This is a genomic window from Agrococcus sp. UYP10 (assembly GCF_040547205.1).
Lineage (GTDB): Bacteria > Actinomycetota > Actinomycetes > Actinomycetales > Microbacteriaceae > Agrococcus > Agrococcus jenensis.
In genome coordinates, this window is the sequence record NZ_JBEPPG010000001.1 from 2,584,876 (window position 1) to 2,604,309 (window position 19,434).

Annotated in this window: 20 protein-coding genes; 12 read left to right on the top strand and 8 right to left on the bottom strand. The window is 71.8% G+C overall.

Annotated elements, in window-relative coordinates; translation table 11 throughout:
* Positions 1-71: 71 nt before the first annotated feature.
* Positions 72-1,583 carry a glycerol kinase GlpK gene (gene glpK / locus ABIB37_RS12705; RefSeq protein WP_354260914.1) on the top strand — a complete coding sequence of 504 codons (1,512 nt, stop codon included), beginning with the start codon at positions 72-74 and terminating at the stop codon, positions 1,581-1,583.
* Between the two features lie 93 nt (positions 1,584-1,676).
* On the opposite strand, the gene ABIB37_RS12710 is transcribed toward glpK, so the two are convergent.
* Entirely contained in the window at positions 1,677-2,630 is a 954-nt protein-coding gene (locus ABIB37_RS12710; RefSeq protein WP_354260916.1) for a hypothetical protein, read from the bottom strand.
* A gap of 4 nt (positions 2,631-2,634) precedes the next feature.
* Positions 2,635-3,687 (bottom strand): anthranilate phosphoribosyltransferase, encoded by a 1,053-nt coding sequence (trpD, locus tag ABIB37_RS12715; RefSeq protein ID WP_354260918.1) that lies wholly within the window; start codon positions 3,685-3,687, stop codon positions 2,635-2,637.
* Positions 3,688-3,765: 78 nt separating this feature from the next.
* Here trpD and ctaE point away from each other — a divergent pair, with 78 nt between their 5' ends.
* The 5 genes from ctaE to ABIB37_RS12740 are packed head-to-tail and all read left to right on the top strand — an operon-like array spanning position 3,766 to position 9,057.
* A complete protein-coding gene (ctaE, locus tag ABIB37_RS12720) occupies positions 3,766-4,401 on the top strand; it encodes an aa3-type cytochrome oxidase subunit III (protein ID WP_502914053.1) in 636 nt (211 codons plus the stop codon).
* Between the two features lie 13 nt (positions 4,402-4,414).
* On the top strand, positions 4,415-5,230 hold the full coding sequence (gene qcrC / locus ABIB37_RS12725) for a cytochrome bc1 complex diheme cytochrome c subunit (protein ID WP_123698561.1): 816 nt from the start codon (positions 4,415-4,417) through the stop codon (positions 5,228-5,230).
* A 32-nt stretch (positions 5,231-5,262) separates the two neighbouring features.
* The gene (qcrA, locus tag ABIB37_RS12730) at positions 5,263-6,378 is read left to right on the top strand and encodes a cytochrome bc1 complex Rieske iron-sulfur subunit (RefSeq protein ID WP_354260920.1); all 1,116 of its coding nucleotides are present in this window, start codon (positions 5,263-5,265) and stop codon (positions 6,376-6,378) included.
* The gene (gene qcrB / locus ABIB37_RS12735; protein ID WP_354260922.1) at positions 6,375-7,964 is read left to right on the top strand and encodes a cytochrome bc1 complex cytochrome b subunit; all 1,590 of its coding nucleotides are present in this window, start codon (positions 6,375-6,377) and stop codon (positions 7,962-7,964) included. Before qcrA ends, qcrB begins: the two co-directional genes overlap by 4 nt.
* A 55-nt stretch (positions 7,965-8,019) precedes the next feature.
* Positions 8,020-9,057: an LLM class flavin-dependent oxidoreductase gene (locus ABIB37_RS12740; protein WP_354260924.1), complete on the top strand. Its 1,038-nt coding sequence runs from the start codon at positions 8,020-8,022 to the stop codon at positions 9,055-9,057.
* A gap of 34 nt (positions 9,058-9,091) precedes the next feature.
* Here the strand turns inward: ABIB37_RS12740 and ABIB37_RS12745 are convergent, their stop codons facing one another.
* The gene (locus ABIB37_RS12745) at positions 9,092-10,255 is read right to left on the bottom strand and encodes a phosphotransferase family protein (RefSeq protein WP_354260926.1); all 1,164 of its coding nucleotides are present in this window, start codon (positions 10,253-10,255) and stop codon (positions 9,092-9,094) included.
* 60 nt (positions 10,256-10,315) lie between these two features.
* On the opposite strand from ABIB37_RS12745, the gene ABIB37_RS12750 reads away from it, so the two are divergent.
* A complete protein-coding gene (locus ABIB37_RS12750; protein ID WP_354260928.1) occupies positions 10,316-11,368 on the top strand; it encodes an FUSC family protein in 1,053 nt (350 codons plus the stop codon).
* Here the strand turns inward: ABIB37_RS12750 and ABIB37_RS12755 are convergent.
* Positions 11,326-11,841, bottom strand: coding sequence for a hypothetical protein (locus ABIB37_RS12755; RefSeq protein WP_354260930.1), 516 nt, complete (start codon positions 11,839-11,841; stop codon positions 11,326-11,328). The two genes, ABIB37_RS12750 and ABIB37_RS12755, sit on opposite strands and share 43 nt — an antisense overlap.
* A 33-nt stretch (positions 11,842-11,874) precedes the next feature.
* On the opposite strand from ABIB37_RS12755, the gene ABIB37_RS12760 reads away from it, so the two are divergent.
* Entirely contained in the window at positions 11,875-12,336 is a 462-nt protein-coding gene (locus ABIB37_RS12760) for a phosphohydrolase (protein WP_354260932.1), read from the top strand.
* Between the two features lie 289 nt (positions 12,337-12,625).
* Here the strand turns inward: ABIB37_RS12760 and ABIB37_RS12765 are convergent, their stop codons facing one another.
* The 4 genes from ABIB37_RS12765 to ABIB37_RS12780 form a co-directional block, all read right to left on the bottom strand.
* Positions 12,626-13,693: a lipid II:glycine glycyltransferase FemX gene (locus ABIB37_RS12765; RefSeq protein ID WP_354260934.1), complete on the bottom strand. Its 1,068-nt coding sequence runs from the start codon at positions 13,691-13,693 to the stop codon at positions 12,626-12,628.
* Between the two features lie 66 nt (positions 13,694-13,759).
* The gene (locus tag ABIB37_RS12770; protein WP_354260936.1) at positions 13,760-14,812 is read right to left on the bottom strand and encodes a lipid II:glycine glycyltransferase FemX; all 1,053 of its coding nucleotides are present in this window, start codon (positions 14,810-14,812) and stop codon (positions 13,760-13,762) included.
* The gene (locus ABIB37_RS12775; RefSeq protein ID WP_354260938.1) at positions 14,809-15,879 is read right to left on the bottom strand and encodes a lipid II:glycine glycyltransferase FemX; all 1,071 of its coding nucleotides are present in this window, start codon (positions 15,877-15,879) and stop codon (positions 14,809-14,811) included. The genes ABIB37_RS12770 and ABIB37_RS12775 overlap by 4 nt, the downstream gene beginning before the upstream one ends.
* A 32-nt stretch (positions 15,880-15,911) precedes the next feature.
* A complete protein-coding gene (locus tag ABIB37_RS12780; protein ID WP_354260940.1) occupies positions 15,912-16,688 on the bottom strand; it encodes an EI24 domain-containing protein in 777 nt (258 codons plus the stop codon).
* A gap of 66 nt (positions 16,689-16,754) precedes the next feature.
* On the opposite strand from ABIB37_RS12780, the gene ABIB37_RS12785 reads away from it, so the two are divergent.
* The 4 genes from ABIB37_RS12785 to ABIB37_RS12800 are packed head-to-tail and all read left to right on the top strand — an operon-like array spanning position 16,755 to position 19,425.
* A complete protein-coding gene (locus ABIB37_RS12785; RefSeq protein WP_354260942.1) occupies positions 16,755-17,786 on the top strand; it encodes a DMT family transporter in 1,032 nt (343 codons plus the stop codon).
* Positions 17,749-18,630, top strand: coding sequence for an SDR family oxidoreductase (locus ABIB37_RS12790; protein WP_354260944.1), 882 nt, complete (start codon positions 17,749-17,751; stop codon positions 18,628-18,630). Before ABIB37_RS12785 ends, ABIB37_RS12790 begins: the two co-directional genes overlap by 38 nt.
* Positions 18,630-18,887 carry a DUF7218 family protein gene (locus ABIB37_RS12795; protein ID WP_354260946.1) on the top strand — a complete coding sequence of 86 codons (258 nt, stop codon included), beginning with the start codon at positions 18,630-18,632 and terminating at the stop codon, positions 18,885-18,887. Before ABIB37_RS12790 ends, ABIB37_RS12795 begins: the two co-directional genes overlap by 1 nt.
* A 22-nt stretch (positions 18,888-18,909) precedes the next feature.
* A complete protein-coding gene (locus tag ABIB37_RS12800; RefSeq protein ID WP_354260948.1) occupies positions 18,910-19,425 on the top strand; it encodes a DUF6328 family protein in 516 nt (171 codons plus the stop codon).
* Positions 19,426-19,434: the final 9 nt, after the last annotated feature.

The window sequence follows — 19,434 nt, forward strand, 5'->3', positions numbered from 1 at the left end:
CCCCTCCGCCGTCGCGGCTCCGCGGCGCATCCACACCAGCACGGCATCCATCACAGAACGAAGGAGTTCCGGTGAACGACTACGTCATCGCGATCGACCAGGGCACGACCTCGACTCGCGCCATCCTCTTCGACCACTCGGGGAGCATCGTCTCCACGGGCCAGCTCGAGCACGAGCAGATCTTCCCGCAGGCGGGGTGGGTGGAGCACGACCCGAAGGAGATCTGGAACAACACCCGCGAGGTCATCGGCCAGGCGCTCTCCAAGGCCAACGTCACGCGCCACAACGTGAAGGCGATCGGCATCACGAACCAGCGCGAGACGGCGGTGGTGTGGAACAAGCAGACCGGCGAGCCCGTCTACAACGCCATCGTCTGGCAGGACACCCGCACGCAGAAGATCGTCGACCGGCTCGCAGACGGCGACACCGACCGCTACAAGCAGAAGGTGGGCCTGCCGCTCGCGACCTACTTCTCGGGCACGAAGATCGTCTGGATCCTCGAGAACGTCGAGGGTGCGCGCGAGGCTGCGGAGGCGGGCGACCTGCTCTTCGGCACCACCGACTGCTGGGTGCTGTGGAACCTCACGGGCGGCGTCAACGGCGGCGTGCACGCGACCGACGTGACGAACGCGTCGCGCACGCTGTTCATGGACCTCGAGTCGCTCGAGTGGGACGACGGGATCCTCGCCGACTTCGGCGTGCCGCGCTCGATGCTGCCCGAGATCAAGTCGTCGTCGGGCGAGTTCGGCGTCGCGGCCTCCGAGTCGCTGCTGCGCGAGACGCCCATCACGGGCATCCTCGGCGACCAGCAGGCGGCGACGTTCGGCCAGGCGGCGTTCGACAAGGGCGAGGCGAAGAACACCTACGGCACCGGCAACTTCCTCATCTTCAACACGGGCGAGGAGATCGTCCACTCGAAGAACGGGCTGCTGACCACCGTCGGCTACAAGATCGGCGACGAGCCCACGCACTACGCGCTCGAGGGGTCGATCGCCGTCACGGGCTCGCTCATCCAGTGGCTGCGCGACAACCTGGGCCTCATCCCCGATGCCCCGGCGGTCGAGCAGCTCGCGAAGTCGGTCGACGACAACGGCGGCGCGTACTTCGTGCCGGCGTTCTCGGGCCTCTTCGCGCCCTACTGGCGACCGGATGCACGAGGCGCGCTCGTCGGCCTCACGCGCTACGTCAACAAGGGCCACATCGCGCGGGCCGCGCTCGAGGCGACCGCGTTCCAGACCGCCGAGGTCGTCGACGCGGTGAACGCCGACTCCGGCGTCGACCTCACCGAGCTCAAGGTCGACGGCGGCATGATCGCGAACGACACGCTCATGCAGTTCCAGGCCGACATGCTGCGGGTGCCGGTCATCCGCCCGGTCGTCGCGGAGACGACGGCGCTCGGCGCCGCGTACGCGGCCGGCCTCGCCGTCGGCTTCTGGACGTCGCTCGACGAGCTGCGCCAGCAGTGGCAGGAGGACCGCCGCTGGGAGCCGCAGATGGAGCAGGACGCGCGCGACCGCACCTACCGCAACTGGAAGAAGGCCGTGCAGAAGACCCTCGACTGGGTCGACGACGACGTGGCCTGACACGCCAGGGCCTCGCAGGACGGGCGGAGGGGGCGGCTGCGGCCGCCCCCTCCGTGCTGCCCGGGGCCCGCGGGACCAGAGACACGGCGCAGGTCAGAGCTGTGCTCGGTACACCGGGTCGCTGAGCCAGATCACCGCGGCCGCGATGACGACGACCACCATCGTCATGCGCGCCGTCGAGACGGCGAGCACGATCGACGCCCACCAGTCGTCGTCGGCTGAGAGCCGGCCGCGCGCGATGGGCTGCTTCGCCGAGATGGCGACGGTGATCGCGATCGGATCGAGCCCGACGAGCATCGTGATGACCGCCGAGCGCAGCCGCTGCGCCTCCCCCGTGCGCGACGCGCGGCCGGAGCCGTGCGGCTCCGCGACGTTCGCGATCGGCAGCAGCGCGCGCATCCAGCCGTCGAGCCACCACGCGAGCAGCACGAGGCCGAGCACGAGCACGAGCAGCACGGCGCGGACGACGAGCTCGTCGTACGCCGTCAGCGCCTCCTGCCACGGGTCGCTCGCGAGCCGCGCCCGGAGCGCAGGCATCGCCCGTGCGAAGAAGGCGGCGCCCGCCGTCGCGTAGCCGAGCGCCACGATGAGGATCGTGAGCGGGTGCCGCATGCGCACGAGCATCCACGCGACGATGAGCGCGGCGCCGGCGCAGAACTCGACGGCGTCGAGCGCACCGTAGGTCGTCGCGCCGAGCAGCGGCGTGGACTGCATGAGCAGGATCGCGGTCTGCGCCGCCGCGAACAGCACGAGGCAGTAGAGCGCCCCGACGCGGTAGCCGCGCGACGCCGGCGCGACGAGCGCGGCGAGCAGCAGCAGCAGCACGCCGATGATGCGCAGCGTCACCGACGGCGTGAGCGACGGCGGGCGGTGCAGCAGCAGCGTGAGGCCGTAGCAGGCGAGCAGCCCGCCGAGCGCGAGGGCGACGAGCAGCAGCGAGCGCGAGGCGCGGTCAGCCCACGAGAGCCGCCAGCTGCGCCACACCTCGTCGCGCGACCACGTCGACTGCCGCTGCGCCCTCGGGTGCTCGGCGACCTGCGCGCTCACGCGATCAGCGGACGGCGGCGCGCCACGCGTCGAGCGTGCGCGTCGCTGCCCCCGAGTCGATGGCCGTGCGCGCGACCTCCAGCTCCTCCGCCAGCCGCTCGACGAGCGGACGGTCCTTCTGCCGCACGTCGCCGTCGAGCCGCCAGGCGACGAGCGCGGCGGCGGCGTTCAGCAGCACGATGTCGCGCACCGCGCCCTGCTCCCCCGCGAGCGTGCGCCGCAGCACGTCGGCGTTGTGCTCCGCGGAGCCGCCGCGGAGGTCGTCGAGCCGGGCGCGCGGGATGCCGAGCTCGCGCGGGTCGATGTCGTGCTCGACGACGTCGCCGCGCGCGACCTCCCAGAGCTCCGAGTGGCCGGTCGTCGTGAGCTCGTCGAGCCCGTCCTCGCCGCGCACGACGAGCGCCGTCGCGCCGCGCGTCGCGAAGACGCCGACGAACTGCTCGATGACGCGCTTGTCGGCGACGCCCACGAGCGTCACCTCCGGCCGCGCCGGGTTGACGAGCGGGCCGAGCACGTTGAAGACGGTCGGGACGCCGAGCTGCGCGCGCACCGGGCCCGCGTGGCGGAAGCCGGGGTGGAAGCGGGTCGCCCAGGCGAAGGAGATGCCGGCCTCCTCGAGGATGCGGCGCACGGCGGCGGGGTCCTCGTCGGCGGGCACGAGCCCGAGCGCCTCGAGCACGTCGGAGGCGCCCGACGACGACGACACGGCCCGGTTGCCGTGCTTGAGCACGGGCACCCCAGCGGCCGCCACGACGATGCTCGCGGTGGTCGAGATGTTCACGGTGTGCTGCCGGTCGCCGCCGGTGCCGACGATGTCGACCATGCGGGTGTCGCCGGGCAGCGGCACGGCCGCCTCGAGCACGGCGTCGCGGAAGCCGACCAGCTCCTCGGCCACCACGCCCTTGCTGCGCAGCGCGATGAGGAAGCCGCCCATCTGGGCCTCGGTCGCACGGCCGGAGACGATCTCGGCCATGGCCCACTCGGCCTGTCGGATCGCGAGATCCTCGCCTTCGAGCAGCGTCTCCAGCACGACTGGCCAGGTCAAGAGGCGATCCATAGGTCCAGCCTAGGTGTTGGCGGCACGCGGGCCCGCCGGGTCGTCCCCCTCGGGGTGAACTGTCACTAGGATGGGAACGTGTCCACTACTGCGCTCTCCCCGTCGCCGTCGGCGCCGATGATCAGGCGGCCGAACACCGTTGCGGTCGGCACCATCGTCTGGCTCGGCAGCGAGGTCATGTTCTTCGCCGGCCTGTTCGCGATCTACTTCACGCTGCGCTCGATGTCCGGAGATCTCTTCGCGACCGAGGCCGAGAAGCTGAACGTGCTCTTCGCCACGATCAACACGGTCATCCTGCTGGCCTCGAGCTTCACGTGCCAGGCGGGCGCGAACGCCGCGGAGCACCACCAGGCGTTCCGGTCGGGCGGCAGGTTCCAGCTCTCCAAGTGGGGCATGGTCGAGTGGTTCTACCTCACCTACGCCATGGGCGCGGTCTTCATCATCCTGCAGGTGTTCGAGTACATCGTGCTCATCAGCCACGGGGTGACGCTGTCGTCGAGCTCCTACGGCTCGGCCTTCTACCTCACGACCGGCTTCCACGGCCTCCACGTGACCGGCGGGCTGTTCGCCTTCCTGTTCGTGATCGGCCGCGCGTACGCCGTCAAGCGCTTCGCACACAAGGAGGCGACGAGCGCTCACGTCATCTCCTACTACTGGCACTTCGTCGACGTGGTCTGGATCGGCCTGTACCTCGTCATCTACTGGCTCAAGTAAGCAACGGTTGGGACTGAGAACGTTGGCATCACGCAAGAAGACCGGTCGCAGGCACCCGCTCGCCAGCGCGGCGCTGCTCATCATCGGACTCGTCGCCGCAGGCGGCGCGTCGGTCGCGGTGGGCTCCGTGGCGAACGCCGAGCCGGCCACGACCCCGCACTCCCAGCAGCTCACGGCCGCCGACGGCGAGGCGCTCTTCCGCGCCAACTGCGCGTCGTGCCACGGCCTCAACGCCGAGGGCACCGAGAACGGCACGAGCCTCATCGGCGTCGGCGCAGCATCGGTCGACTTCCAGGTCATGACCGGCCGCATGCCGATGGCGATGTCCGGCCCGCAGGCGCTGCAGCGCGAGCCGCAGTTCTCGCAGGAGGACACCGACGCGATGGCTGCGTACATCGCCTCGCTCGCGCCGGGCCCCGACGTGCCCTCCGAGGAGCTGCTCGACACCTCCGTGGTCGACGCCGAGGGCATCGCCGCCGGCGGCGAGCTCTTCCGCATCAACTGCGCCATGTGCCACAACGTGGCCGGCGCCGGCGGCGCGCTCACCGAGGGCAAGTTCGCCCCGCCGCTCAAGGGCGTCGCGGCCAACCACATCTACGAGGCCATGCTCACCGGCCCGCAGAACATGCCGGTGTTCAACGACTCGAACATCAGCCCCGAGGAGAAGCGCGAGATCATCGCGTACCTGAACTACCTCGACGAGAACCCGTCGGTCGGCGGCTTCGACCTGGGCGCGCTCGGACCGGTGTCCGAGGGCCTGTTCATCTGGATCTTCGGTCTCGGCGGCATCGTCGCGATCACGGTCTGGCTGACCTCGAGGCCGAACTGACCATGGCGCAGGACACAGGAAGGACCGACAGCATGTCGGCTGAAGGCCAGTCCGCTCCGGCGGAGCAGCACGAGGTCGCGGTCTACGACCGCGGCGCAGCGGTCGTGCAGGCCGACGCGTTCGAGAACCCGGGCCTGCCCCCGCACCGCCCGCGCCAGACCGACCTCCACCCCGTCAAGGAGCGTCGCGCCGAGCGCCAGGTCGTGTGGTGGTTCCTGCTCTCGATGGTCGGCTCGGTGCTCGCGATCATCGCGTACGTCGCCGTGCCGATCGAGTCGGGCGACATGGGGACGGTCCGCTTCAACAACCTGTTCCTCGGCCTCGGCATCGCGCTCGCGCTGCTCGGCGTCGGCTTCGGCGGCATGCACTGGGCCCGTCAGCTCATGAGCTCGCACGAGGTCGTCGAGGAGCGCCACCTGTCGCGCGGCTCGGAGAAGACCCGCGCGCGCGCCGTCGAGATCTTCCAGCTCGGCGACGAGGAGTCCGGCTTCTCGCGCCGCTCGCTCATCCGCAACACGCTCATCGGCGCGATCGCCCTCGTGCCGCTGCCCGCAGTCGTCCTCTTCCGCGACCTCGCCCCGGCGCAGGACGCGGTGGAGGCCATCTCGAACACGATGTGGAAGGCGGGCTCCCGGCTCGCGCTCGACCCCACCGGCACGCCCATCCGGGCGACCGACGTCACGATCGGGTCGGCCTTCCACGTCATCCCGGAGGAGCTCAAGGACCTCGGTCACGATGAGGGCTACCTCGATCAGAAGGCCCTGGCGTCCGTGCTGCTCGTCCGCGTGCCGCTCGACCGCCTCAACGAGCAGCCGGCACGCGCCGGATGGTCGTACGACGGCATCGTCGCCTACTCGAAGATCTGCACGCACGTCGGCTGCCCCGTGGCGCTGTACGAGCAGCAGACCCACCACCTGCTCTGCCCCTGCCACCAGTCGACCTTCGACGTGACCAACCACGCCAAGGTGATCTTCGGTCCTGCCAAGCGCCCGCTGCCGCAGCTGCCGATCACGGTCGACGACGAGGGCTTCCTCATCGCGCAGAGCGACTTCACCGAGCCCATCGGCCCCTCGTTCTTCGAGCGCCTCGGGCATGTCGACCCTGAGCACGTGCCGCTCTCGGCCGCTGAGCTGGAGAACCGAGCATGACTTCCACCGCACCGCGCCCCACCCTCACCGCGCAGGCGTCGAACTACCTCGACGAGCGCACGAGCATCTCGACCATGGTCGCGACGCTCGGCCGCAAGGTCTTCCCCGACCACTGGTCGTTCATGCTGGGCGAGGTCATCCTGTACTCGTTCGTCGCGATCCTGCTCTCGGGCACGTTCCTGACGTTCTTCTTCGACCCGTCGATGACCGAGGTCCACTACGAGGGCTCCTACGTGCCCCTCAAGGGCATCGCGATGTCGGCGGCCTACGCGTCGTCGCTCGACATCTCGTTCGACATCCGCGGCGGCCTGCTCATGCGCCAGGTGCACCACTGGGCGGCGCTGCTGTTCGTGGCGGCCATCGGCCTGCACATGCTGCGCGTCTTCTTCACCGGTGCGTTCCGCAAGCCGCGCGAGATCAACTGGGTCGTCGGCTTCATCCTCTTCATCCTCGCGATGGCGGAGGGCTTCACGGGCTACTCGCTCCCCGACGACCTGCTCTCGGGCAACGGCCTCGCGATCATCAACGGCATGGTCAAGGGCATCCCGATCGTGGGCACCTGGATCTCGTACCTGTTCTTCGGCGGGCTGTTCCCGGGCGACGACATCGTGTCGAGGCTCTTCGTGCTGCACATCATGCTGCTGCCCGCGATCGTGATCGCGCTCATCGGCGTGCACATGGTGCTGCTCATCGTGAACAAGCACACCCAGTTCGCCGGCCCCGGCAAGACCAACGACAACGTCGTCGGCGCGCCGATCATGCCGCTCTTCGCGGCCAAGGCTGGCTCGTTCTTCTTCATCGTCTTCGGCGTCATCGTGCTGATCGCGTCGACGTTCACGATCAACCCGATCTGGGCCTACGGGCCGTACGACCCGTCCCCCGTCTCGGCCGGCACGCAGCCCGACTGGTACATCGGCTTCGCCGACGGCGCGCTGCGGCTCGCCCCGGGCCTGGAGTCGGAGATCTTCGGCCTGACGCTGTCGTGGAACATCCTGATCCCGATGGCGGTGCTCGGCGCCTTCATCGTGCTCGTCATGTTCTACCCGTTCATCGAGCAGTGGATCACGGGCGACAAGCGCGAGCACCACATCGCCGAGCGCCCGCGCAACAACCCGACGCGCACGGCCATCGGCGCCGCGGGCATCCTGTTCTACGCCGTGCTGTGGGCTGCTGCATCGTCCGACCTGATCGCGACGCACTTCCAGCTCAACGTGTTCCAGGTCACCTGGGCGCTGCAGGCGACGCTCATCCTCGGCCCGATCGTCACGTTCTGGCTCACCCGCCGGATCGCGCTCGGCCTGCAGAAGAAGGATCGCGAGATCCTGCTGCACGGCTACGAGTCGGGCAACATCCGCCGGCTCCCGGGCGGCGAGTACGTCGAGGTGCACCAGCAGCTCGACGAGTACGAGTCGTGGAAGCTCAAGGCCTTCGACTCCTACGAGCCGGTCATGGTGCGCCCGAACGCCAAGGGCAAGATCACGCCCGCGACGCACGCGCGCGCCGCGCTCACGCGCTGGTTCTTCGAGGACCGCATCGCCCCGGTCAGCCGCGGCGAGCTCGAGGCGGCGAAGCACGACCACCACTGACGCATGACGCGGAGGGCCCGGGATGATTCCCGGGCCCTCCGCTGTTGGCTCGGGCATGCCCCTCGAATTCGGTGTCCACACGTTCGCAGCCGTCCCCGTCGTCGACGGCGCACCGCTCAGCCCCGCGCAGGTGCTGCGCGACGTCGTGCAGGAGGGGATCGCCGCAGAGCGCGCCGGCCTCGCCTTCTTCGGCGCCGGCGAGCACCACCGCGAGGACTTCGCGATCAGCGCGCCCGAGATCGTGCTCGGCGCGCTCGCGACCGTCACCGAGCGCATCCGCCTCGGCACCGCCGTCACCGTGCTGTCGTCGAACGACCCGGTGCGGGTGTTCGAGCAGTTCTCCACCCTCGACGGCATCTCGAGCGGTCGTGCGGAGCTCATCGTGGGCCGTGGCTCGTTCACCGAGTCGTTCCCGCTCTTCGGGTACCGACTCGAGGACTACCAGGCGCTCTTCGAGGAGCGCCTCGAGCTGCTCGCGGCGCTCGTGCGCGAGGAGCCGGTCACGTGGTCGGGCGAGCTGCGCTCCCCGCTCGTCGAGCAGTCGGTGCACCCGCGGTCGCACGCGGCCGAGCACGGCGGCCGGATGCCGGTCTGGGTCGGCGTGGGCGGATCGCCCGAGTCGGTCATCCGCACGGCGCGGCACGGCTTCGACATGATGCTCGCCATCATCGGCGGCAGCCCCGCGCAGTTCGCGCCCTTCTCCGGCCTCTACCGGAAGGCGATGGAGCAGTTCGGCCACACCGGCGGCCGTGTGGGGATGCACTCCCCCGGCCTGATCGCCGAGACGGACGCGGAGGCGAAGCGCATCCTCATGCCGCAGTGGCTCGTCTTCCGCAACCGGCTGGGACGCGAGCGCGGCTGGGGCGAGGCGTCCGAGCGCGAGTTCGACGCGAACGCCGCCGAGCAGGGCGCGCTCTTCGTCGGCAGCCCCGAGACGGTCGCGCAGAAGATCGTCTGGGCGCACGAGACGCTCGGGATCGAGCGCTTCGACCTGAAGTACGACTCGGGCACCCTGCACGAGGACAACCTGCGCACGATCGAGCTCTTCGGCACCGAGGTCGTGCCCCGGGTGCGCGCGCTGCTCGGCGAGTGAGCGCCGTGCGCTGAGGCCGCGCCGCGGGCCGCGCTCAGGCCAGCAGCGCCTCAGCCCGCTCGAGCAGCCGCTGGGCCGCTGCGCTGCTGCGGTCGTCGCCGCGCCCGGCGTTCGCGAGGGCGTGCCCCATGAGGTGCGTGGCGGCGATCGCGGCGACGCGCACGTCGCCGGCCCAGCCGGACTGCAGCTCGTCGGCGAAGGCGGCGAGCGCTGCCCCTGCCTCGGTTGCGGGCGTCCGCTCGATCGCCGAGACGACGACGTGGCCGAAGAGCGCGCCGCGGTCGTCGGCGGGGTCGCCGAGCCCCGCGGTGTCGATGTCGAGGATGCCGGTGATCGTCGAGGGCGCTGCCTCGTCGACGAAGATCTGCCCGAGGTGCAGGTCGCCGTGGATGGTCACCGGGCGCGGCAGCACCGTCGCGGCGTAGCGCTCCGCGACCAGCTGTGCGAGCCGCGCCGTCTGGCGGCCGAACAGCGGCGCCGTCTCCTGCATCCGCTCGGCGTACCAGTCGACGCGGCGCGCGAGCGACTCGCGCGCGCCGATCGCGACGGGCACCGACGCGATGTGCTGGGTGAGCTCGTCGAGCCCGCGGGCGAACCGCGCGCGGTCGATCCGCTCGAAGACGTCGATCGCGGGCACGCCCGGCAGCTCGCCCAGCAGCACGAGCCCGGCGTCCGAGAAGCCGAGCGAGCGCGGCACCGGCACCCCGGCGGCACGGAAGCGCTCGTGCAGGTCGTGGATCGACGAGGCGAGCGAGGGGTGCACGACCTTCGCGAACCAGCGATCGGTCGCGGTCTCGACGCGCAGCACCGCCCGCTTGCCGGGACGGTACGCCTCCATCCGGAGCTTCGCGCCCTCGGCCGCGATGCCGAACTTCGCGAGCACGACGCCGGCCGCCTCCGGGTAGGAGACGGCGGGCAGCGACGGGAGCGCCGGGTCCTGCGGGTACGCCCACGCCGTGAGCCGCCGGCCGGACGCGTCGACGAGCTCGACCGTGTGCTCGTCCATCGGCGCGCTCGGCGAGGTGTTGACGTAGATCGTGACGCGCTCGATGCTGTCGTCGCGCGTGCGGACGCCGCACGAGAAGCCGACGATGAAGCCCTCGTTCACGGGCTCGACGTCCTTCTGCGCGAAGTCGACCAGCTCGCGCCCGCTCTCCGCCACGAGTCGCATGAGGACAGCGGCAGCGTTGTCGAGCATGGCTCCCATCCAACACCGCCGCAGCCGGGAAGCCGCCCAGGCGCGCGATACCGTTGGGCCATGCGGTGGCTGGGACGGCTCATGGTCGAGCAGCAGGCGCCGTGGCTCCAGGTCGTGAAGATGCTCGTCGCGATCGTGGTCTCGTGGGTCGCGAGCTCGCTGCTGCTCGGCACCGAGCTGCCGATCTTCGCCGCGATCGCCGCGCTGCTCGTCGTCGCGCCGAGCGTGCACCAGTCGATCGGCAAGGGGCTCGAGCGGTCGGCCGGCGTGCTCGGCGGCGTCGTGCTCGCGTGGCTCGCGAGCCTCGCGCTGCCGTCCGGGCCGCTCGTCGTGCTCGCGGTCACGCTCGTCGCGGTGCTCGTCGCCCGGCTGCTGCGGCTCGCGCCGATGGCGGCGAACCAGCTGCCGATCAGCGCGATGATCCTGCTCGCGCTCGGCGCGGGCGCGGGGCCGCTGTTCGGCTTCGAGCGGGTGGTCGAGACGCTCATCGGCGCGGCGTGCGCGCTGCTCATCAACCTCGTCGTCGTGCCGCCGGTGCAGCACGAGCCGGCCGAGCGGGCGATGCGCGAGACGGCGTACGCGGTCGCCGACGCCTACGACCGCGTCGCCGGCGCGCTCGCCTCCCACGACGCCGTCGACGGCGAGCGGCTGCTTGCGGACGCGCGAGCGCTGCGCGCGCACGTGCAGCGCACCCGGTCGGCGATGGACGCGCTCGAGGAGTCCACGCGGCTCAACCTGCGTGCGCGGTCGCTGCGCGAGCGGATCGACCGCGACGAGCGCCTGCTGCTCACGCTCACGGTGCTCGTGAACCGCGTCATCGGCATGTCGCGCACCGTCGCCGACCGGTTCGACGCATCCGTCGCCGACGACCCGATCGTGCACCGGGTCGGCACCGAGTCGCGGCGCATCGCGCACGGCGTGCGCATGCTCGTCGACCGCCACGCGCTCGAGGACGGCCGCACGACCACGATGCCCGCGGTCGACGGGCCGGCGCTCACGACGCCCATCGCGGTGCCGCAGCCGCACCCCACGCACTGGGTGCTCATCGGCGCCCTGCTCGAGGACGTGCGTCAGGCGCGCGAGTCGCTCGAGGCCGACGGGGCGGGCGAGTAGGGCGTCAGCCACTGCAGCCGCCAGAACTCGTCGGCCGAGAGCTCGAAGGAGTGCGTGTCGATCGCGACGGCGCGGCGCACCGCGTCGGGGTCGAGGTGGGGACGCGCGAGGATCGACACCGCGCTCTGCCGCAGCACCGCCGACCGCCCGTAGTGGATCGCCAGGATGTCGGCGGTCGCAGGGGTGTCGGAGACCACGTACGCGCTCGAGAGCAGGCGCGAGCGGCCGAGCATGCGCCACGAGAAGTGCCGGCCGGCCCACGCCGCCTCGGCGATCACCTCGCGGTCACCCTTGTCGGGACGGTGGTACTCGTACACCTCGCGCAGCTGCAGCGGCGAGCTGCGCACGAGCTCGAACGTCAGCCGCGGGTTCTTGCGCTCCGGGTGCGTCCAGTACGGGAACGTGGTCGCGCGGATCGCCCACGTGCCGCGCAGCAGGCGCGCCAGCTCTGCGGGATCAGCGACGCGTGACATGGCCCCAGGATAACCACCGGATACGCTCGCGTCATGGCGAGTGAGGACCTGGAGCGCGCGATCGCGGTCGCGGCGCGGGCGTTCGACGGCCGCGTCGACCGGCAGGGGCAGCCCTACGTCGCCCACGCGATCCGCGTGATGCTCGACGTCGACACCGACGACGAGCGGGCCGTCGCGATGCTGCACGACGTGTTCGAGTGGGGCACCGTGACGCTGCGGCAGTTCCACGCCGCGAAGTTCCCGAAGCGCATCGTCGACGCCGTCGACGCGCTCACGAAGCGGCACGGCGAGTCGACGGCCGAGCACGTCGATCGCGTGCGCGGCAGCGAGCTCGCGGCCACCGTCAAGGTCGCCGACCTGCGCGACAACGCCCTCGAGTGGCGCCTCGACGCGCTCGACGGCGCGACGCGCGACCGCCTCGTGGCGATGTACCGCGAGACCGCGACGCTGCTCGGCACGAGCCTCGACGAGATCTGCGGCCGCGCCGTCAGCTGAGCCGGCGTTCTCCGCCCGCGCCGTACGCACAACGCAAGCCCGAGCCGCTGATCCAGCGGCCGCGGCGCACGGCAGCCTCCACAGCGGCGGAACCCAGCGCGCGGGCTTGCATTGTGCGGTATCTCGGCGCGCGTCATGCGCCCCTGAGCCAAGCACCGCCGGCACAACGCAAGCCTGGGGTGCTGATCCAGCGGTCCGCGGTGCACAGCAGCCTCGACAGCGGCGGAAGCCGGTCGGGGGGCTTGCGTTGTGCGCCCGCCGCGAGGCGAGGGGGGGGGTGGAGGGGCGGCTACCAGATGCCGAAGGGGCGGCGCCGCACGCGGCGCTCGATCGGCAGCAGCAGGCGCAGGAACAGCCGGTAGCGGCGCGCGTCGAGCACGAGGTCGTGGCTCGGCAGGTGGTCGACGATCGGGCCGAAGACGCGCTTGAAGACGCCCGGCCCGTGCAGCCGGTGCGAGGGGTCGTCGGCGAGCCACGACGGCGGCGTCGCGTAGGCGTCGTACACCTCGGCGCCCTGCTCCTTGAACCACTGCATCGCGCGCCAGCGGATGAGGTGCGCGCCGCCGCGGATGGCGCGGTCGGGCACCGAGCCGCCGTCCTTCGCCAGCGCGTAGCGGCCGAACCGGATCATGAAGGCGGATGCCTGCGGCCCGTCGTGCGCGCCGTCGTACCCGAACCAGAAGTGGCCGCTCCCCTGCGCGACGGCGGCGCTCCAGAGCGTGCGGTAGTACTCGTAGGGCTTCATGCCCTCGACGCCCTTGCCGCCCGAGACCGTCTGCATGAGCTGGTGCATCGTGCGGTAGGTGTCCTCGCCGGGCTCGACCTTCTCGACGCGGTAGCCGTTGCGCTCCGCGTAGCGGATGTGGTTGCGCAGGCTCTTCTTGAAGCCCGCGAAGATCGTCTCGACGTCGGGCGTGAGGTCGACGAGCACCGTGTGCGTGTTCTGCTGGATCGCGTTCGCGGCGCGATAGCCCGCCGTCTCGAGCACCGCGCGGTGCTCGGGCGTGTCGACGACGAACGGCTCGACCTTGACGGCGAAGACGCCCTTCGCGGCGCCGTCCCTGGCGGCGCGGAAGGCGTCGGCGATGCCGCCGAGCTGCTCGAACGACGCGCCCGGCCCGGTCGCGAAGTACCAGAAGCGCCCGGCGAGCGAGCGGTGCTCGAGCGCGAGCGCGTGCACCGTCTCGGGGCCCTCGAGCACGAGGTGGCGCGGGTGCAGGCGCTCGGTGCGCTTGAGCGTCGCGTAGGCGGCGCTCTGCGTCCACTGGCCGCCGTCCGGGTTCTGCAGCACCAGCGCATCCCAGTCCGCGATCTCCGCCGCGGTCGCGTCCCGCAGCGTCCAGCGCGTGCTCGCCATGCTCACCGCTCCCCCATCTCCATCCATCGTCATCACCGCAGACCCGTCGTCACCACAGGCCCGTCATCACCACAGGCCCGTGTAGCGGCGCTTCACGCGCCACTCGACCGGCCGCACGGCCTTGCGCCAGACCTGCTGGGCACGAGGCCGCAGCAGCACGTCGTGGCTCGGCGCGAAGTCGCTGATCTCGCCGAACTGCTGCTTGAAGCGCGCGAGCCCAGCCATCCAGTGGTCGGGGTCGTCCTTCGCCCACGTCGGCGGCGCGCCCATCATGTCGAGGCCGCTGAAGCCGCGCTCGCGGTAGTGCCGCACGCGCGTCCAGCGGCCGAGGTGCGCACCGCCCTCGATGAGGCGGTCCGGGCGCGAGCCCTCGTCCTTGTCGATCACGGTGCGGCCGAACGGGATCGTGAAGGTCACCGTCTGCGGTCCGTCGCCGCCGTCGTGGCCCAGCCACCAGTCGGCCTGGCCGCGGCTCGTGAACGCGCGCCAGATCGTCTTGTAGTAGTCCTCGTCGCGCATGCCGGCGAGGCCCTTGCCGCCGCGGATGGTCTGCATCCGCTCCCACGCGAGGTCGAACAGCGCCTCGTCGCCCTCGACGCGCTCGATCGTGAAGCCGTCGCGCTCGGCGCGGCGGATGAGCTTGCGCGCCGTCTTCGAGAACGACCCGAAGATCTCCTCCTCGGTGCGCTCGAGGTCGATGACGACCGTGTGCGCGTGGAGCTGCACGTCCTCGGCCTGCGTGAGGCCGGCATCCGCGAGCGTCGCGAGCGCCTCGGGCGTGCGGGGCAGCCGCGGCTCGACCTTGACCGAGATCAGGGTGGGGTGCTCGCGGCGCACGAAGGCGCGGATCGCGTCGACGACGGCGCGCATGTCGGGGTGCAGCGGCGCGCACGGGAAGTACCAGAACCGGCCGATCCAGCCGTTCCGCTCGAGCGCGAGCGCGTAGACGGGGATCTCGGCGTCGAACACGAGGTGGTGCGTGCGGAAGCCGTCCCAGCGCTTCAGCTCGGCGAACGCGAGCGTCTGGGTGAACTGCCCGCCATCCGGGTTGGTGAGCACCAGCGCGTCCCAGTCGCGCAGCTCCGCGGGCGTGGCGGGGCGCAGTCGCATCTCGGTCATCGCAGCGTGTCCGGACCCTTGCGGATGCGCCACTCGACGCGGCGCACGACGCGCTCCCAGAGCCGGTGCCGCAGCGGGTGCAGCACGAGGTCGAACGACGGCAGGAAGTCGGTGATCGGCCCGAAGCGCAGCTTGAACTGGGCGAGCCCGTAGAACGGGTGCGTCTCGTCGTCGGCGCGCTCCGACGGCGGCGTGCCCGCGAGGTCGAAGGCGAGCGCACCCTCCTCGATGCAGTCCTGCATCGCCGTCCACAGCAGCAGCGCCGAGCCGCCGTTGATCTTGCGGTCCGGGCGCGAGCCGCCGTCCTTGTAGACGGCGGTGCGGCCGGCGGTCGTCACGAAGATGCCGGCCTGCGGCTCGTCGCCGTCGTCGTCGTAGCCGAAGTAGAAGCGGCCGGTGCCGGCCTCGGCGAACGCGCTCCAGAAGCGGTCGTAGTAGGCGCGCTCGCGCATGCCCGCCATGCCCTTGCCGCCCTGGACGGTGAGCATCATCGCGTGCATGCGATCGAACGTCTCCTGCGTCGCCTCGGGGCGCTCGACCCGGTAGCCCCTCTTCACGGCGCCGCGCACCTGGCGCCGGATCATCTGCGAGAACGAGGCGAACAGCGCCTCCTCGCCCTGCGCGAGGTCGAGCACGACCGTGTGCGTCATCACCTGCATGTCGCGGCTCTGCTCGAGCCCGAGCGCGCGCAGCTCTGCGATGCGCGCGTCGCTCCGCTCGAGGTGCGGCTCGATCTTCACGACGAGCAGCCCGGGCTGCTGGCGCGCGAACGCGCGCAGCCCCTCGACGACGGCGCCCATCTCGGTGGCGGTCGGGCCCATCGGCATGTACCAGTAGCGGCCGAGCGACACCCTGCCCTCGAGCGCGAGCGCGTGGATGCGCTCGGTGCCCTCGGCGGTCGGCGCGTCGATGACGAGGAAGACGGGCTCGAGGCCGTCGATGCGCTTCGTCTCGGCGAACGCCGACGACTGCACCATGTGCCCGCCGTCGGGGTTGGCCAGGATGCGCGCGTCCCAATCGGCGATCTCGGCTGGGGACGCGCGTCGGACGGCAGCTGGAGCTGGCATGGAACCTCTCGGTCGGACGGGCGGGGTCCAGCCTACGGCGCGGGCTCGGGGGCGGCCGTCGGCTCGCCGCGCAGGTCGCGGACCAGCAGCGTGCCGCCGACGATCGCCGCGGGCGTCGCGACGACCGCCAGGCCCGGCACGAGCAGCAGCAGGTAGGCGACCATGCCGAAGCCGAGCGAGCGCCAGCGATGGGCGGCCAGCAGCGCTCGACGGTCCGCGAGCGTCATGCCGCGCGCGTCGCCGGCGATGCCCGTGAGCTCGCGCGCGAGCGCCCTGCCGCCGAGCACGGCGCCGACCACGAGGCCGAGCACGCTGCCGATGAGCGGCACGAGGCCGACGAGGAAGACGACGAGCGCCGTGCCGATGGCCATGCCGATGAGCACGACGGCGTCGCGCAGCCCCTTGCCGACCGAGGGCCAGAAGCCCAGGTCGGGCGCCTCGTGCGCGGTGCCGAGCCGCGCGTCGACCGATCGCGAGATGCGCTCGTAGAAGGGCTCGCCCACCGCGAGCGTGATCGCCGCGAAGGTCAGCACGCACAGCACGACGGCGCCGGCGAGCAGGCCGAGCGCGAGGGCCGTGCGCAGCACGTCGGACCAGAGCCGATCCCAGCCGTCGGCGAACGGGGTGAGCGCCGTCGCCCATCCGCCCACCTGGAAGGCGAGCAGGATGAGCACGCCGAGCATCACGAGCCCGACGAGCAGCGCGGGCACGGCGCCGAGCAGCATGAGGCGGGGATCGCGCGACCAGGTGGCGAAGCCGCGCAGCAGGATGCCCGCGCCGGCGAGCAGCTCCGAGAGGGGTTGACGCATGCGGCCATGCTGGCATGCGCCCCTGCCGCTGTCCGCCGGCTCGACCGCTGTTCGTAGGATCGAGCCATGCCGACCCGGACCGACACGAGCTCGGGCGCAGCGCGCCCGGCGCACGCGATCGCCGTGCTGCTCGCCGCCGTGCTGTGGGGCACGACCGGCACCGTCGCGCACTTCGCGCCGGCCGGCGCCTCGCCGCTCGCGATCGGCCTCGCCACCTTCGGCATCGGCGGCCTCGTGCTCGCGGCCATCTCGCTGCGGCGGGTGCTCGCGGTGCTGCGCCGCCGCGCGCACCTCGGCTGGCTGCTCGCGGGTGCGGTCGGCGTGGTGCTGTACCCATCGGCGTACTACCCGTCGATGACGCTCGCCGGCGTCGCCGTCGGCAACGTCGTCGCGCTCGGCTCCGGCCCGATCTTCGCCGCGCTGCTCGAGTGGGCGGTCGACCGCCGTCGCCCCGACGAGCGCTGGGCGATCGCGACGGGCGTCGCCGTCGTCGGCATCGTGCTGCTGTCGCTCGGCGGGCACGGCGGCGCCGCGGCGGATGCATCCGCCGGCCCCGCCGGGGTCGGCCTCGCGCTCCTGGCCGGCTTCGGCTACGCCCTCTACGCCTTCGCGGGCGCGCGGCTCATCGCCGGCGGTGCGACCGCGACCGGCGCGATGGGCGCGCTCTTCCTCACCGGCGGGCTCGCGTGCCTCGCGTGGCTCGCCGTCGTCGGGCTCGGCCCGCTCGTCTCGCTCCAGGGCGGCGCGACGATCGCCTACCTCGCGCTCGTGCCGATGGCGCTCGCCTACCTCCTGTTCGGCTACGCGCTGCGCGCGCTCACGTCGTCGAGCGCGACGACCCTGGCGCTCGCGGAGCCCGTGGTGGCGACCCTGCTCGCAGTGCTCGTGGTCGGTGAGCGGCCAACGGCAGTCGGCTGGGCCGGGCTCGCGGTCGTGGCGGTCGGCATCGCGCTGCTCGCCGTTCCCGCACCCAGCCGGGAGGTGACGCTCAGCCGACCGCGCGTAGGTTCGGGGTACAACCAGGCACGACCCGAACCCACTCACGGAGGAGCGTCAGAGCATGACCGACCAGGACCCCCGCACGAAGCACCACGCTGACGAGTTCCCGACGCAGCAGCAGCCCGAGCAGCCGGGCCTGACCGAGCCGATGGACCCTGCCCCCGACCACGGCGAGTCGAGCTGGACCGGCCGCGGGCGCCTGCAGGGTCGCCGCGCGCTCATCACCGGCGGCGACAGCGGCATCGGCCGCGCCGTCGCGGTCGCCTTCGCCCGCGAGGGCGCCGACGTCGCCATCGTCCACCTGCCGGAGGAGGCGGAGGACGCCGCCGAGACGGGCAGGCTCGTCGAGGAGGCCGGCCGCCGCTTCCACGCGATGGCGCTCGACCTCACCGAGGAGCAGTCCTGCATCGACGCCGTCGCCGGCGCCGTCGAGCAGCTCGGCGGGATCGACGTGCTCGTGAACAACGCCGCCTACCAGCGCCAGCGCGACGGCATCGAGCACATGCAGGTCGCCGAGGTCGACCGCGTCTTCCGCACGAACCTCGTCGCCGCGATCGTGCTGGCCCGCGAGGCCGTCCCGCACATGGGGCCGGGCGCATCCATCATCTCGACGACGTCGATCCAGGCGCAGGAGCCCTCCCCCGGGCTGCTCGACTACGCGATGACGAAGGCCGCGCTCGTCGCGTACACCGAGGCGCTCGCGCAGGAGCTGGGCGAGCGCGGCATCCGCGTGAACGCGGTCGCGCCGGGCCCGATCTGGACGCCGCTCATCCCCGCCACCGACTTCCCCGACGAGAAGGTCGAGCAGTTCGGCCAGGACACGCCGCTCGGCCGAGCCGGGCAGCCCGTCGAGCTCGCCGGCGCCTACGTCTACCTCGCGAGCGAGGAGGCCTCGTACGTCTCCGGCGCCGTCGTGCCGGTGACCGGCGGTCGGGGCTTCTGATGCCGAACCCGAGCATCAAGGACGAGGAGCTGTACGAGAAGCTGAAGAGCGAGGGCAACTCGTCGGAGAAGGCGGCGCGCATCGCCAACGCCGCGGCCAGGGACGGCCGGTCGAAGGTCGGCGAGCGCGGCGGCGACGCCGAGCGGTACGAGGACCGCACCGTGCCCGAGCTGCGCGACCGCGCGAAGGAGCTCGGCATCGAGGGCACCTCGAAGCTGAAGAAGGCGGAGCTCATCGAGCGCCTGCGCGACCACTGACGGCCATGACAGGATGCCGGATGTGAGCGAGGGTGCGAGGCACGAAGCCACCAGCGGAGCGTCGGCCGCTGCGAGCGGCCGCAACGAGACGCCCGAGGAGCGCGCCGACCGCAACTTCTCCGACATCCTGCAGGAGCTGCGGGTCGTGCTCACCGGCACGCAGCTCATCTCGGGCTTCCTGCTCGCCGTCGCCTTCCAGTCGCGGTTCGAGGACCTCGACGCGGATGAGATCCAGCACTACCTCGTGCTCGTCGCGATCGCGGCGCTCGCGACCCTGCTCGGGCTCACGCCCGTGCTCGTGCACCGCCTGCACTTCCAGCGCAGCATGAAGCAGCAGATCGTGCGCTTCTGCAACGTGCTGCTCATCGCCACGCTCGCGGTCGTGTCGATCCTCGTGATCGGCGTGACGAGCTTCATCTTCGAGGTCGTCGTCTCGGCAACGGCCGGGCTGTGGGCGAGCATCGCGTGCGCCGCGGCCGTCGTCGGGCTGTGGATCATCGCGTGGGCTGCCCGCCGGGGGGCGAGCCGCGGGGACTGACCCCGCATG

Bases quoted from the DNA above. Each gene is read 5' to 3' on its own strand.
- ABIB37_RS12770 (WP_354260936.1), bottom strand. From the start codon at position 14,812: ATGACCGAGATGCGACTGCGCCCCGCCACGCCCGCGGAGCTGCGCGAC.
- qcrA (WP_354260920.1), top strand. From the start codon at position 5,263: ATGTCGGCTGAAGGCCAGTCCGCTCCGGCGGAGCAGCACGAGGTCGCG.
- ABIB37_RS12750 (WP_354260928.1), top strand. From the start codon at position 10,316: ATGCGGTGGCTGGGACGGCTCATGGTCGAGCAGCAGGCGCCGTGGCTC.
- ABIB37_RS12740 (WP_354260924.1), top strand. From the start codon at position 8,020: ATGCCCCTCGAATTCGGTGTCCACACGTTCGCAGCCGTCCCCGTCGTC.
- ABIB37_RS12790 (WP_354260944.1), top strand. From the start codon at position 17,749: ATGACCGACCAGGACCCCCGCACGAAGCACCACGCTGACGAGTTCCCG.
- ABIB37_RS12775 (WP_354260938.1), bottom strand. From the start codon at position 15,879: ATGCCAGCTCCAGCTGCCGTCCGACGCGCGTCCCCAGCCGAGATCGCC.
- ABIB37_RS12795 (WP_354260946.1), top strand. From the start codon at position 18,630: ATGCCGAACCCGAGCATCAAGGACGAGGAGCTGTACGAGAAGCTGAAG.
- trpD (WP_354260918.1), bottom strand. From the start codon at position 3,687: ATGGATCGCCTCTTGACCTGGCCAGTCGTGCTGGAGACGCTGCTCGAA.
- ABIB37_RS12765 (WP_354260934.1), bottom strand. From the start codon at position 13,693: ATGGCGAGCACGCGCTGGACGCTGCGGGACGCGACCGCGGCGGAGATC.
- qcrB (WP_354260922.1), top strand. From the start codon at position 6,375: ATGACTTCCACCGCACCGCGCCCCACCCTCACCGCGCAGGCGTCGAAC.
- ABIB37_RS12755 (WP_354260930.1), bottom strand. From the start codon at position 11,841: ATGTCACGCGTCGCTGATCCCGCAGAGCTGGCGCGCCTGCTGCGCGGC.
- ABIB37_RS12745 (WP_354260926.1), bottom strand. From the start codon at position 10,255: ATGCTCGACAACGCTGCCGCTGTCCTCATGCGACTCGTGGCGGAGAGC.
- ABIB37_RS12760 (WP_354260932.1), top strand. From the start codon at position 11,875: ATGGCGAGTGAGGACCTGGAGCGCGCGATCGCGGTCGCGGCGCGGGCG.
- ABIB37_RS12780 (WP_354260940.1), bottom strand. From the start codon at position 16,688: ATGCGTCAACCCCTCTCGGAGCTGCTCGCCGGCGCGGGCATCCTGCTG.
- ABIB37_RS12785 (WP_354260942.1), top strand. From the start codon at position 16,755: ATGCCGACCCGGACCGACACGAGCTCGGGCGCAGCGCGCCCGGCGCAC.